The sequence below is a fragment of the Ectobacillus ponti genome, from assembly GCF_024294785.1.
GTDB classification, from domain to species: domain Bacteria; phylum Bacillota; class Bacilli; order Bacillales; family Bacillaceae_G; genus Ectobacillus; species Ectobacillus ponti.
In genome coordinates this window covers 1-12,418 of sequence record NZ_JANCLT010000010.1, presented here as the reverse complement: position 1 = coordinate 12,418, position 12,418 = coordinate 1, and the positions used below count along the sequence as shown (strand labels likewise).

General features: G+C 52.5%; 14 protein-coding genes. All 14 read left to right on the top strand.

Features of this window, described 5'->3' with window-relative positions:
- Positions 1 to 12: 12 nt before the first annotated feature.
- A complete protein-coding gene (locus NK662_RS16725; protein ID WP_254760087.1) occupies positions 13 to 246 on the top strand; it encodes an acyl carrier protein in 234 nt (77 codons plus the stop codon).
- Between the two features lie 73 nt (positions 247 to 319).
- Entirely contained in the window at positions 320 to 1,057 is a 738-nt protein-coding gene (gene rnc / locus NK662_RS16720; protein WP_254760086.1) for a ribonuclease III, read from the top strand.
- Positions 1,058 to 1,106: 49 nt separating this feature from the next.
- Positions 1,107 to 4,667, top strand: a complete 3,561-nt coding sequence (gene smc, locus NK662_RS16715; protein ID WP_254760085.1) for a chromosome segregation protein SMC — start codon at positions 1,107 to 1,109, stop codon at positions 4,665 to 4,667.
- Between the two features lie 14 nt (positions 4,668 to 4,681).
- A complete protein-coding gene (gene ftsY / locus NK662_RS16710; RefSeq protein ID WP_254760084.1) occupies positions 4,682 to 5,671 on the top strand; it encodes a signal recognition particle-docking protein FtsY in 990 nt (329 codons plus the stop codon).
- A gap of 144 nt (positions 5,672 to 5,815) precedes the next feature.
- Complete coding sequence (locus NK662_RS16705) at positions 5,816 to 6,148, top strand: putative DNA-binding protein (RefSeq protein ID WP_254760083.1); 333 nt, start codon at positions 5,816 to 5,818, stop codon at positions 6,146 to 6,148.
- 12 nt (positions 6,149 to 6,160) lie between these two features.
- Complete coding sequence (gene ffh, locus NK662_RS16700; RefSeq protein ID WP_254760082.1) at positions 6,161 to 7,507, top strand: signal recognition particle protein; 1,347 nt, start codon at positions 6,161 to 6,163, stop codon at positions 7,505 to 7,507.
- A 105-nt stretch (positions 7,508 to 7,612) separates the two neighbouring features.
- Positions 7,613 to 7,885, top strand: a complete 273-nt coding sequence (gene rpsP, locus NK662_RS16695; RefSeq protein WP_254760081.1) for a 30S ribosomal protein S16 — start codon at positions 7,613 to 7,615, stop codon at positions 7,883 to 7,885.
- A gap of 5 nt (positions 7,886 to 7,890) precedes the next feature.
- The gene (locus NK662_RS16690; RefSeq protein WP_254760238.1) at positions 7,891 to 8,118 is read left to right on the top strand and encodes a KH domain-containing protein; all 228 of its coding nucleotides are present in this window, start codon (positions 7,891 to 7,893) and stop codon (positions 8,116 to 8,118) included.
- Between the two features lie 131 nt (positions 8,119 to 8,249).
- On the top strand, positions 8,250 to 8,768 hold the full coding sequence (gene rimM / locus NK662_RS16685) for a ribosome maturation factor RimM (protein WP_254760080.1): 519 nt from the start codon (positions 8,250 to 8,252) through the stop codon (positions 8,766 to 8,768).
- Complete coding sequence (trmD, locus tag NK662_RS16680) at positions 8,765 to 9,499, top strand: tRNA (guanosine(37)-N1)-methyltransferase TrmD (protein WP_254760079.1); 735 nt, start codon at positions 8,765 to 8,767, stop codon at positions 9,497 to 9,499. The genes rimM and trmD overlap by 4 nt, the downstream gene beginning before the upstream one ends.
- A gap of 155 nt (positions 9,500 to 9,654) precedes the next feature.
- Positions 9,655 to 9,999, top strand: coding sequence for a 50S ribosomal protein L19 (gene rplS, locus NK662_RS16675; protein WP_254760078.1), 345 nt, complete (start codon positions 9,655 to 9,657; stop codon positions 9,997 to 9,999).
- A 77-nt stretch (positions 10,000 to 10,076) separates the two neighbouring features.
- The gene (gene lepB, locus NK662_RS16670) at positions 10,077 to 10,634 is read left to right on the top strand and encodes a signal peptidase I (protein WP_254760077.1); all 558 of its coding nucleotides are present in this window, start codon (positions 10,077 to 10,079) and stop codon (positions 10,632 to 10,634) included.
- Positions 10,635 to 10,647: 13 nt separating this feature from the next.
- On the top strand, positions 10,648 to 11,517 hold the full coding sequence (gene ylqF, locus NK662_RS16665; RefSeq protein WP_254760076.1) for a ribosome biogenesis GTPase YlqF: 870 nt from the start codon (positions 10,648 to 10,650) through the stop codon (positions 11,515 to 11,517).
- Positions 11,518 to 11,556: 39 nt separating this feature from the next.
- Complete coding sequence (rnhB, locus tag NK662_RS16660; protein WP_254760075.1) at positions 11,557 to 12,324, top strand: ribonuclease HII; 768 nt, start codon at positions 11,557 to 11,559, stop codon at positions 12,322 to 12,324.
- Positions 12,325 to 12,418 lie beyond the last annotated feature (94 nt).

Sequence of the window (12,418 nt, the reverse complement as noted above, 5' to 3'; positions counted from 1 at the left end):
AGGTGAACAAGCATGTCAGACGTTTTAGAGCGTGTAACGAAAATCATCGTAGACCGTCTCGGAGTAGACGAAACAGAAGTAACACCTTCTGCTAGCTTTAAAGAAGATCTAGGTGCAGATTCTTTGGATGTAGTAGAATTGGTAATGCAGCTAGAGGATGAGTTCGAAATGGAAATTTCCGACGAGGATGCAGAGAAAATCGCAACTGTCGGTGATGCGGTTTCCTACATAGAGAGCCACCAATAAGAAAGTTGAGCAAGTCCCGCCTGCAGCGGGGCTTTCTCAGCATATATACACCCGCGCGGATTGGGAGGTCCCCATGCCATACAAACGACACAGAGATAAGAGGTACGAAGCGAAGTACAAGGAAGCGTTCAAGCGCTTCCAGGAAAAAATCGGAATTGTATTTACAAACGAACGGCTGCTGGTACAAGCCTTCACCCATTCATCGTATGTGAATGAGCATCGAAAGAAGCCTTATGAAGACAATGAACGGTTAGAGTTTTTGGGAGACGCGGTACTGGAGCTGACGGTTTCGCAATACTTGTTTCAAAAATATCCGACAATGAGCGAAGGAGAATTGACCAAGCTGCGGGCAGCCATCGTCTGTGAGCCGTCGCTTGTGCAGTTTGCCAATGAGTTATCCTTTGGTGAAATGGTTCTGCTTGGCAAAGGTGAGGAAATGACAGGCGGTCGTGAACGCCCGGCACTTTTGGCGGATGTGTTTGAAGCATTTATTGGCGCTCTGTACCTGGACCAAGGATTGGAAACCGTATGGAGCTTTCTAAAAGGCGTTGTATACCCTAAAATCAATGATGGTGCTTTTTCTCATGTGATGGATTTTAAAAGCCAGCTGCAGGAGCTGATCCAGCGTGACGGCAGCGGCAACATTGAGTATCAAATTCTGCAGGAGAAGGGTCCTGCCCATAACCGGGAGTTCGTATCCCGGGTGACGCTGAATGGAGTGGCGCTGGGGCTTGGCAGTGGGAAGTCCAAGAAGGAAGCGGAGCAGCATGCTGCTGAGGAAGCGCTCAAAAAATTAAAAGAAGAAGTGTGAATCCCCCTTGCTTGAGGGGGATTCCTTATGCATAGAAGGGGGAGTTTGAATGTTCCTCAAGAGATTGGAAATCGTTGGGTTCAAATCATTTGCGGAGCGTGTCTCCGTTGATTTTGTGCCAGGCGTCACCGCGGTTGTCGGACCAAACGGCAGCGGGAAGAGCAATATTACGGATGCCATTCGCTGGGTGCTGGGAGAGCAATCTGTCAAATCCCTGCGCGGGGCAAAGATGGAGGATATTATCTTCGGCGGCAGCGATACCCGCAAGCCGTTAAATATTGCGGAGGTTACGCTTACGCTTGATAACGAGGACCAGCGGCTGCCGCTTGCGTATAATGAGGTCAGCGTAACCCGGCGGGTGTACCGTTCGGGTGACAGTGATTTTTTCATTAATAAGCAGTCGTGCCGTTTAAAGGATATTGTTGATTTGTTTATGGATTCCGGCATGGGCCGTGAAGCTTTCTCCATCATCAGCCAGGGGAAGGTGGAGGAAATTCTGAGCAGCAAGCCGGAGGACCGGCGCGGCATTTTCGAGGAGGCCGCCGGCGTGCTTAAGTATAAGAACCGCAAAAAGAAAGCGGAATCCAAGCTGGCGGAAACGCAGGAAAACCTGAACCGGGTGGAGGATATCATCCATGAGCTGAGCAGCCAGGTGGAGCCGCTGCGGCTGCAAGCCTCCACTGCGAAGGATTACCTGGAAAAGAAGGAAGAGCTGGAGAAGGTGGAGGCGGCTCTCATTGTCTATGAAATTGAAGAGCTTCACGGCAAATGGGAGAGTCTGCAGGAGCAGTTGGAGCAGAACAAGGACCGTGAATTGCGCCTTGGCACAAAGCTGCAGAAGGATGAGGCGGAAATCGAGGGCATGCGCGAGAAAATGCAGGCGCTTGATGAATCCATAGAGTCGCTGCAGGAGGTGCTGCTGCTGACGAGCAAGGAATTGGAGAAGCTGGAGGGGCAGCGCGAGCTTCTAAAAGAGCGGAAGAAAAATGCCGGTGCAAGCTGTGAGCAGCTTCAGCAGGCTATCACTGCCGCCGAAGCGAAGCTGCTGCGCTATGGCCGGGATGTGAGCGGAGAGCGCAGCGCCCTGCAGGAGCTGGCACGCCATGTGCGGCAGCTGGAGAAGCTGCTGCGGGAGAAGGAACAGACGCATGCAGCCTACGAGCAGAACCTTGAGGAGCAGTTGGATCACCTGAAGGCGGAATATATTGAACAGCTGAATAAACAGGCGGTCCGCCGCAACGAGTTGCATTTGCTGGAGGAACAGGCCAAGCAGCAAAGCTTCAAGGATCAGCGTCTGGATGAAGAGAACGGTAAGTTTCTGGAGTTGCGCACGCAGCTGCAGCAGGAAAAGCAAGAGCTGCTGCAAAAGCAAGAGCAGTTCTTGCAGGAAGTTGCCGGACAGTCCGCTTTGCTGCAGCAGAGCGAGGAAGCGCGGTCAGGCGCCCTCCACCAGCAGTCTGAGAATGAAACAAAGCTGTATCAGGCGTATCAATACCTGCAAAAGGCCCGTTCCCGCAAGGAAATGCTGGAGGAGATGCAAGAGGACTATACCGGCTTCTTCCAAGGTGTGCGGGAAGTGTTAAGAGCGAAGCAGCGATTGGCCGGCATCGAGGGGGCTGTGGCTGAATTGATGTCTGTGCCGTCTGCTTATGAAACAGCGGTTGAGACAGCATTGGGTGCCGCGATGCAGCATGTGGTGGTGCAGACAGAGGACCATGCCCGCGCAGCCATTGCGTTTCTGAAGCAGCATCAATACGGACGCGCTACCTTCCTGCCGATGTCTGTCATCAAAGGAAGAAGCATCCCTGCTGAACAGCTGCAGGGCATTGCCAAGCATGAAGCGTTTATCGGCACAGGGGCAGGATTGGTGCAGTATGATACGCGTTACACCTCCATTGTGACGAATCTGCTCGGCACGGTCATTGTCGCAAGAGACTTACGCGGAGCAAATGAGCTGGCGCGCCGCCTGCAATACAGGTATCGTGTCGTCACCTTGGATGGGGATGTGGTGAATCCGGGCGGGTCCATGACCGGCGGAGCCGTGAAGCAAGCAAAAACCTCGCTGCTCGGCCGTCAGCGCGAGCTGGAGGAATGGACAGGCCGTTTGGCGGAGATGGAGGAAAAGACCCGCCAGCTGGAGCAGTACGTGAAGTCGCTGAAGGACACCATCCGCGGACAGGAGCAGCAGGCACTTTCCCTGCGCCAGTCATTGGATGCCCTGCGTTCGCAGGAGCAGGACATCCGCGGGGCATTGGCGCAAACAGAAGCGGAGGAACGCCGTATTAATGAGCGGCTTTCCATCTATGATATGGAAATGTCAGGCTCTCTGGCCGAGCGTTCCCGTTCTGCTGAAAGGAAGACTGTTCTGCAGCGGGAGCTGGAGGAAGTGCAGCGCCTTCTCCAGCAGCTGGATGAAGAAATTGCGGCTTTGACAAAGAAGAAAAGCGAGCAGCATTCCTCCAAGGAGCAGCTGCAGCGGGATATTACTGACCTGAAGGTACAGGCAGCTGAGCAGCAGCAAAAGCTGTTTAACCAAAAGGAAAAGGTGGCGCGCCTGGAGCAGGAGCAGGAGGAAACGAAGCAACTGCTGGAGAAGACAAGAGAGGATCTTGCGCTGCTTCAGACAGAAATGTCCTCTAATTCCAGTGGGGAAACGCAGATGTCCGGCATGATTGAGAAGAAGGCGCATGACCGGAACCAAACGGTGGAGCTGATTGCTTCCCGGCGCGAGCAGCGGTTTGAACTGCAGGCGCTGCTTGAGAATATGGAACGGGAAACGAAGGAAGCGAAGCGGCAGCATAAATATTTGCTGGATGTGTTGAAGGATCAGGAGGTCCAGACGAACCGCCTGGATGTGGAGCTGGAGAACCGGTTGACGCATTTACGTGAGGTCTATACGATTTCCTATGAAGCTGCCAAGCTGAAATATCCGTTGGAGCTGCCGGCTGACGAAGCGCGCAGAAAAGTAAAGCTGATCAAGCTGTCGATTGAAGAGCTGGGAACAGTGAACCTGGGAGCCATTGAGGAGTATGAACGGGTGGCAGAGCGCCATGACTTCCTCCAGGAGCAGCGTACGGACCTGCAGGAAGCGAAGGATACCTTGCATCAGGTCATCGGGGAAATGGACGAAGAAATGAAGAAGCGCTTCTCTTATACGCTGGAAGCAATCCGCGCGGAATTCAGGCTGGTATTCACCGAGCTGTTTGGCGGCGGCCGAGCTGATTTGGTGATGACAGACCCGCAGGATTTGCTGAACACTGGTATTGATATCGTCGCGCAGCCGCCGGGGAAAAAGCTGCAGAATCTCGGGCTTCTGTCCGGCGGGGAGCGGGCCTTTACAGCGATTGCCCTCCTGTTTGCGATTCTGAAGGTACGCCCGGTGCCGTTCTGTGTGCTGGATGAAGTGGAGGCGGCGCTGGATGATGCCAACGTGTCGCGTTTTGCCCAGTATCTCAAGCGCTTCAGCAGCGAAACACAGTTTATTGTAATTACCCACCGCAAGGGTACAATGGAAGAGTGTGATGTATTATACGGCGTCACGATGCAGGAATCGGGTGTATCCAAGCTTGTATCCGTCCGGCTTGACCATGCCAGTGCCGCCGTTGAATAGAAAGGATGAGAAGCATGAGCTTTTTCAAAAAGCTGAAGGAATCTATTTCACGTCAAACAGAGGCAGTAACGGAAAAGTTTAAGCAAGGTCTGGAAAAGACGCGCAATTCCTTTGCCGAAAAGGTGAATGACCTTGTGTATCGTTACCGCAAAGTGGATGAGGACTTTTTTGAAGAATTGGAAGAGATCTTAATTGGCGCGGATGTCGGCGTTACAACAGTCATGGAGCTCATTGACGAGCTGAAGGAGGAAGTGAAACGCCGCAACATTCAGGACCCGCGCGAGGTGCAGGCTGTCATTTCCGAGAAGCTGGTGGACATTTACAAGGGGGACGGCAGCTTTGATAACGAGCTGAACCTGCAGCAGGATGCGCTCACGGTCATCCTGTTTGTCGGCGTGAACGGCGTGGGCAAAACGACAACCATCGGCAAGCTTGCCCATAAATTCAAAAGCGAAGGCAAGAAGGTGCTGCTTGCTGCCGGCGATACGTTCCGTGCCGGTGCAATTGAGCAGCTGGAGGTATGGGGCGAGCGTGTGGGCGTTGAAGTCATTAAGCAAGGCTCCGGCAGCGACCCGGCGGCTGTCATGTACGATGCCGTACAGGCGGCAAAGGCCCGCAAGGCAGACATTTTGCTGTGTGATACGGCAGGGCGCCTGCAAAATAAGGTGAATCTGATGAAGGAGCTTGAGAAGGTCAAGCGTGTGATTGAGCGTGAAATCCCGGGTGCGCCGCACGAGGTGCTTCTGGTGATTGACGCGACAACAGGCCAAAACGGCCTGAGTCAGGCAAAAACCTTCCGCGAGGCAACGGATGTAACGGGCATTGTGCTGACAAAGCTTGACGGCACTGCCAAAGGCGGCATTGTTCTCGCCATCCGCAATGAAATGGATGTGCCTGTGAAGTTCGTCGGTCTTGGGGAAAAAATGGACGACCTGCAAGAGTTCCATCCGGAGCAGTATGTGTACGGCCTGTTCGGCGATTTCATGGAGAAGCAGGAAGATTGATGCCTGCCTTGCCGCCCATTTGGCGGCAAGGTTTTCTCCGCATGCTTCACTCTCAGCCTCGTAAAGAAAAAAACTTGACACGCACATAGCAAATCGCTACACTTAATTTGTAAAGGGAATTCACTTAACAAAGGATGATTGCGCATGCTCGAAAAAACAACGAGAATGAACTATCTTTTCGATTTTTATCAATCGTTGTTAACTCCGAAACAGCGGAGCTACATGTCGCTTTACTACTTGGACGACTACTCTCTCGGTGAGATTGCCGAGGAGTTCGGCGTAAGCCGCCAGGCCGTCTACGATAACATCAAGCGTACGGAAGCCATGCTGGAGGAGTACGAGGAAAAGCTGCTTCTTCTGGCGAAGTTCCAGGAACGGCAGCGCCTCATCGCGGAGCTGAAGAAAGAACTCAGCAAGAGCGGGCATGCAGGCGCAGAAGCACTGACAATTGTTGAAGCTATTGAAAAATTGGAATAGGAGGGCGGCCCGATGGCATTCGAAGGATTAGCCGACCGACTTCAACAGACATTACAGAGAATTCGCGGCAAAGGAAAAGTAACAGAAGCCGACGTCAAAGAAATGATGCGCGAGGTGCGCCTGGCGCTGCTCGAAGCGGACGTAAACTTTAAGGTCGTAAAGGACTTTATTAAGCGTGTGTCAGAACGGGCAGTCGGACAAGATGTCATGCAAAGCCTGACACCGGGCCAGCAGGTTGTCAAAGTCGTGCAGGAGGAATTGACAGCGCTGATGGGCGGCGAGCAAAGCAAAATTGCTGTGTCAAACCGTCCGCCGACTGTCATTATGATGGTCGGTCTGCAAGGTGCTGGTAAAACAACCACCACCGGCAAGCTGGCAAACCTGCTTCGCAAAAAATATAACCGCAAGCCGCTCTTAGTGGCCGCTGATATTTACCGTCCAGCCGCCATCAAACAGCTTGAAACGCTTGGCAAGCAGCTTAGCATGCCGGTGTTCTCGCTGGGCGACAAGGTCAGCCCGGTGGAAATCGCGCGGCAGGCCATCCAGCATGCAAGAGATGAGCATCACGACTATGTGCTGATCGACACAGCCGGCCGCCTTCACATTGACGAAGCGCTCATGGATGAGCTGCAGCAGGTGAAGGAAATTACAAAACCGGATGAGATTTTTCTTGTTGTCGATGCGATGACAGGCCAGGATGCCGTCAATGTGGCCCAAAGCTTTCATGAGCAGCTCGGCCTGACCGGTGTTGTGCTGACGAAGCTGGATGGCGACACGCGCGGCGGTGCGGCTCTGTCCATCAAGGCTGTCACGAACACCCCGATTAAGTTTGTGGGTCTTGGCGAAAAGCTGGATGCCTTGGAGCCGTTCCATCCGGAGCGCATGGCGTCCCGTATTTTGGGCATGGGTGACGTGCTGACGCTGATTGAAAAGGCGCAGGCGACGGTGGATGCTGAAAAAGCGAAAGAGCTGGAGCAGAAGATGCGGACGCAGTCCTTTACGCTTGACGACTTCCTGGACCAGCTGGGACAGGTGCGCAAGCTCGGGCCGCTTGATGAGCTTTTGGGCATGCTGCCGGGCGCAAACAAGATCAAAGGGCTGAAGGATGTGCAGGTGGACGAAAAGCAAATCGGCCGCGTGGAGGCGATTATCCGCTCCATGACCATGGCGGAGCGTGAAAACCCTGACATTTTGAACGCAAGCCGCAAGCGGCGCATTGCCAAGGGCAGCGGCACTACGGTGCCGGAGCTCAACCGCCTGTTGAAGCAGTTTGAGGAAATGAAGAAGATGATGAAGATGATGACGGGTATGCAGCAGAAGGGCAAGAAGAAGGGCGGCTTCAAGTTCCCGTTCATGTAAGCTTCAGAAAAAATACCTGCTGTTAAGAAATTATACTTTACAAAGGGTAAAGGTGTTTGCTAATATAATTATCTGTGTGAAACAAATTCGGAGGTGCTTTATAAAATGGCAGTTAAAATTCGTTTAAAGCGTATGGGAGCTAAGAAGTCTCCTTTCTATCGTGTAGTTGTTGCAGATGCTCGTTCTCCTCGTGACGGACGTTTCATCGAAGAGATTGGCTACTACAATCCAGTTGCTCAGCCAGCTGAAGTGAAAATCAACGAAGAGCTTGCTCTGAAGTGGCTGGCAAACGGCGCGAAGCCGTCTGACACAGTACGTAACCTGTTCTCCCAAGCAGGCGTGCTTGAGAAGTTCCACCTGTCCAAGCAAGGTAAGTAATGACGATGACAGGGTTAATCGAGACGCTCGTACAAGCCCTGGTCGACCATCCTGAGGATGTGAAGGTTACGCGCGAGCAAGGCGGCAGAGATGTCATCTACCGGCTGACTGTTCATGCTGAGGATGTAGGAAAAGTCATTGGCAAGCAGGGCCGTGTCGCGAAGGCGATCCGCACGGTTGTGTATGCCGCTGGACATAACAAGAACGAACGTATTACGCTTGAAATTCAATGAAAAGGGAGAGGAGCATTCCTCTCCTTTTTTCTGTGAAAAAGGCTGTATCGCCCTTTAAGGCATAAAGGGTTTATGAGAACAAAGACCGAAGGAAACACTACATATATATTTTGAATAAAGCAGGTGACTCAATGACAAAATGGTTCAATGTCGGCAAAATTGTGAATACGCATGGCATCCGCGGCGAGGTGCGGGTGATTTCCCGGACTGATTTCCCGGAGGAGCGGTACCGCGTCGGCAATAAGCTGTATATGTTTCAGGAAAAGAGCAACGAGCCGTTGGAGGTGAAGATTGCTTCTCACCGGACACATAAAAATTTTGATTTGCTGACCTTTGAAGGGCTGGAGGATGTGAATCAAGTAGAGAAGTTGAAGGGTGCGGTGCTGAAGGTGCCGGAGGAGCAACTGGGCGCATTGCCGGAAGGGGAATACTACTACCATGAAATCATTGGCTGCACTGTGGTAACGGAGGATGGAGAAGAAATCGGCAAGATTATCGACATTCTCTCTCCCGGCGCGAATGATGTGTGGGTGGTAAAAGGGCCAAAAGGCAAGGAGCATTACATCCCGTATATTGAGCAGGTTGTATTGGCAGTGGATGTACAGGAGAAGCGGGTGACCATTCATCCGATGGAAGGTCTGTTGTCATGAAGATTGATATCTTGACGCTGTTTCCAGAGATGTTTACCGGCGTGTTCGGCTCTTCCATTTTAAAAAAAGCGCAGGAGAAGGAAGCAGTAAGCATCCATGTAGTAAATTTCCGGGACTACTCAGCCAGCAAGCACGGCAGTGTGGATGATTATCCGTATGGAGGCGGAGCCGGCATGGTGCTGGCTCCGCAGCCCCTGTTTGATGCTGTGGAGGCTTTGACAGCCGGGACGGAAAGGAAGCCGCGCATTATCCTCATGTGCCCGCAGGGGGAGCGTTTTACACAGCGCAAAGCCGAGGAGCTGGCACAGGAGGAGCATCTGGTGTTTCTTTGTGGTCACTATGAAGGCTATGACGAGCGCATCCGGGAGCACCTGGTCACAGATGAAATCTCTATTGGCGATTATGTGTTGACCGGCGGCGAATTGGGGGCAATGGTCGTGACAGACAGCGTGGTGCGCCTGCTTCCTAATGTGCTGGGCCGGGAAGAATCCCATGTGCAGGACTCCTTCAGTACCGGACTGCTGGAGCATCCGCACTATACGCGTCCGGCTGACTTCCGGGGGCTGAAGGTGCCGGATGTCCTCTTGTCCGGCAACCATGCCAAAATTGAGGAATGGCGCAGGAAGGAATCGTTGCGCCGCACTCACATAAGACGCCCGGATTTGCTGGAAGGACATGAATGGACAAAGAAGGAGCAGCAGTGGCTGGCCGAGTTTGAAGGAGACAAGTAAAAAACCTTAACACTTTCGAAAATCTCCTTGCAACTGCCTGTCTCATATGCTAAGATATCATTTGTGACTTACTTCGTAGGTCCATAGCAACGATGTTCCGCTGCGTGAGCCGAAACGGTACGTAAGAGCATCGGTTTGGAAGGAGAGAAAAAGAAATGCAACATTTGATTGAAGAAATCACAAAAGCACAGTTGAAGACTGACCTACCTGCATTTCGTCCTGGTGACACAGTACGTGTACACGTTAAGGTAGTAGAAGGTACTCGCGAGCGTATCCAGTTGTTCGAGGGTGTTGTGATCAAGCGTCGTGGCGGCGGCATCAGCGAAACATTCACAGTTCGTAAGGTTTCTTACGGTGTAGGTGTTGAGCGTACATTCCCAATCCACACTCCACGTATCGCACAGCTCGATGTAGTACGCCGTGGTAAAGTACGTCGTGCGAAGCTGTACTACCTGCGCAGCCTGCGTGGCAAGAAAGCACGTATCAAGGAAATTCGATAAGACATGCATGGGAGCTTGTGCAAACAAGCTCCCTTTTTCCGATTCAGCTGTAAATACATATGGCGGAGGAGCAGGCAATGGCGAAGGAAAAGAGCCAGACATGGGAATGGATGAAGGCGATTGTGATGGCTGTGATATTGGCGGCGGTGATCCGGCAGTTTTTCTTTGCACCGATCCTTGTTGACGGCGTATCCATGATGCCGACACTGCACGACCGTGACCGGATGATCGTCAATAAAATTGGATATAAGTTCGCTGAACCGCAGCGCTTTGATATTATTGTATTCCGGGCCACGGAGGATAAGGATTATATTAAACGTGTCATTGGTGTGCCGGGGGATACAATCGAGTATAAGAATGATGTGCTGTATATTAATGGAAAAATGTATGAAGAACCGTATTTGGCAGAATTTAAAAAGCAAGTATCAGATGGGCCTTTAACATATGATTTTAAATTGGAGGAGATTACGGGACAGAAGACTGTGCCGAAGGGGCGTGTGTTTGTGCTGGGTGATAATCGCCGCTTCAGCAAGGACAGCCGTACCATTGGCACTGTGTCTGTGGATCAAATTCTCGGCAAGGCCAACATCGTGTATTGGCCCATGTCCGATGCCCGTATGATTCAGCATCCTTAGGAGGGTGAACAGTATGACAATTCAATGGTTTCCGGGCCATATGGCGAAAGCCCGGAGGCAGATCACGGAAAAGCTGAAGCTCATTGATGTGGTCATTGAGCTTGTGGACGCCCGTTTGCCGGCATCCTCGCGCAATCCGATGATCGATGAGATTCTCACGCACAAGCCGCGGCTTGTTGTGTTGAATAAAGCAGACCTGGCCGATGATCGTGTCACGAAGCAATGGATTCAGTATTTCGCGGAAAAAGGGCAAAAAGCCATTTCCATTAATGCGCAGGCTGGACAAGGCATGAAGGAAATTACCGCGGCCAGCAAGGAGCTTGTAAAAGAGAAGTTTGATAAGATGGTTGCCAAGGGTATCAAGCCCCGGGCTGTCAGAGCCTTAATTGTCGGCATCCCGAATGTGGGCAAATCGACTCTGATCAATAAGGTGGCAAAAAAGAACATCGCCAAAACAGGAGACCGTCCCGGGGTAACGACGGCACAGCAATGGATTAAAATCGGCAAGGAGCTGGAACTGTTGGATACGCCGGGAATCCTCTGGCCGAAGTTTGAGGATGAGATGGTCGGCTACCGTCTGGCGGCAACTGGGGCGATTAAGGATACCATCCTGAACCTGCAGGATGTGGCGGTGTATGCACTTCGCTTCCTGGCTGCGCATTATCCGAAGCAGCTGCAGGAGCGCTATGCTCTGACGGAAATTCCCGAGGACATTGTCGAGCTGTTTGATGCAATCGGCAAGCGCCGCGGCTGTTTGGCCGGCGGCGGCATGATTGATTATGATAAGACGGCGGAGCTGGTGCTGCGCGAGCTTCGTGCAGGTCTGCTTGGCCGCATTACATTCGAAACACCGCAGGAGGAAGCGGCGGCAATAGAGGAATAGACGTGCGGGCGCACGTCTTTCTTTATGGGAGGGGACGTTATGGAGAAGCTGAGCATAGCAGAAGCGGCAAGTCTGCTGCAGGAGATTGTGGATGGACAAGACGATCGGCTGCAGCAGCTGCTTGCGGATGAGCGCAAAGGTGTGCAGAAGCTTGTGGCCAATTGGCATAAGCGCCGGGAGCAGGAAGAGAAGGACCGGGCATTATTTGCACAGATGTGCCGCTACGAGCAAGAGCTGCGCGCCGGGGGCGTGCAGTATATTGCCGGGGTGGATGAGGTGGGCCGCGGTCCGCTGGCAGGTCCTGTTGTAACGGCGGCTGTCGTGTTGCCGGAGTCCTTTTATCTGGCCGGGCTGAATGATTCAAAGAAGCTCAGCGAGGCAAAGCGGGAACAATTTTACGAAATCATCATGCGGGAGGCAACGGCTGTCGGCATCGGCATTGTAGGTGCGGCTGAAATTGATGAGCTTAACATTTACCAGGCTACGAAGAAGGCCATGCTGGCGGCGATTCTGCAACTGCAGACGAAGCCGGAGCATTTGCTGATTGATGCGATGGAGCTGCCATTGGAGGTGCCGCAGACCTCCATTATTAAAGGGGATGCAAGCAGTGTCAGTATTGCGGCAGCCTCGGTTGTTGCCAAGGTGACACGCGACCGGATGATGAAGGAACTCGGGGCCGCCTATCCGCAATATGGATTTGAAAAGCATATGGGCTATGGAACGAAGGAGCATCTGCAGGCAATTGAGTCCTGTGGGGTGCTCCCGGAGCACCGCAAGTCCTTTGCGCCAATTAAACATATGATATGAAAGCTGCCTTTGGCGGCCATTGCCATCAACTTAAGAACATGCATAAAATCATAAAAGTAGGACACCCTTTCATGCAGTACTGCATGAAAGGGTG

What these genes read in the sequence shown, in the direction of transcription:
- rimM (WP_254760080.1), top strand. Translation starts at nt 8,250, where the DNA reads ATGACAAAATGGTTCAATGTCGGCAAAATTGTGAATACGCATGGCATC.
- lepB (WP_254760077.1), top strand. Translation starts at nt 10,077, where the DNA reads ATGGCGAAGGAAAAGAGCCAGACATGGGAATGGATGAAGGCGATTGTG.
- ffh (WP_254760082.1), top strand. Translation starts at nt 6,161, where the DNA reads ATGGCATTCGAAGGATTAGCCGACCGACTTCAACAGACATTACAGAGA.
- rnhB (WP_254760075.1), top strand. Translation starts at nt 11,557, where the DNA reads ATGGAGAAGCTGAGCATAGCAGAAGCGGCAAGTCTGCTGCAGGAGATT.
- NK662_RS16690 (WP_254760238.1), top strand. Translation starts at nt 7,891, where the DNA reads ATGACAGGGTTAATCGAGACGCTCGTACAAGCCCTGGTCGACCATCCT.
- rplS (WP_254760078.1), top strand. Translation starts at nt 9,655, where the DNA reads ATGCAACATTTGATTGAAGAAATCACAAAAGCACAGTTGAAGACTGAC.
- rpsP (WP_254760081.1), top strand. Translation starts at nt 7,613, where the DNA reads ATGGCAGTTAAAATTCGTTTAAAGCGTATGGGAGCTAAGAAGTCTCCT.
- ftsY (WP_254760084.1), top strand. Translation starts at nt 4,682, where the DNA reads ATGAGCTTTTTCAAAAAGCTGAAGGAATCTATTTCACGTCAAACAGAG.
- trmD (WP_254760079.1), top strand. Translation starts at nt 8,765, where the DNA reads ATGAAGATTGATATCTTGACGCTGTTTCCAGAGATGTTTACCGGCGTG.
- smc (WP_254760085.1), top strand. Translation starts at nt 1,107, where the DNA reads ATGTTCCTCAAGAGATTGGAAATCGTTGGGTTCAAATCATTTGCGGAG.
- ylqF (WP_254760076.1), top strand. Translation starts at nt 10,648, where the DNA reads ATGACAATTCAATGGTTTCCGGGCCATATGGCGAAAGCCCGGAGGCAG.
- NK662_RS16705 (WP_254760083.1), top strand. Translation starts at nt 5,816, where the DNA reads ATGCTCGAAAAAACAACGAGAATGAACTATCTTTTCGATTTTTATCAA.
- NK662_RS16725 (WP_254760087.1), top strand. Translation starts at nt 13, where the DNA reads ATGTCAGACGTTTTAGAGCGTGTAACGAAAATCATCGTAGACCGTCTC.
- rnc (WP_254760086.1), top strand. Translation starts at nt 320, where the DNA reads ATGCCATACAAACGACACAGAGATAAGAGGTACGAAGCGAAGTACAAG.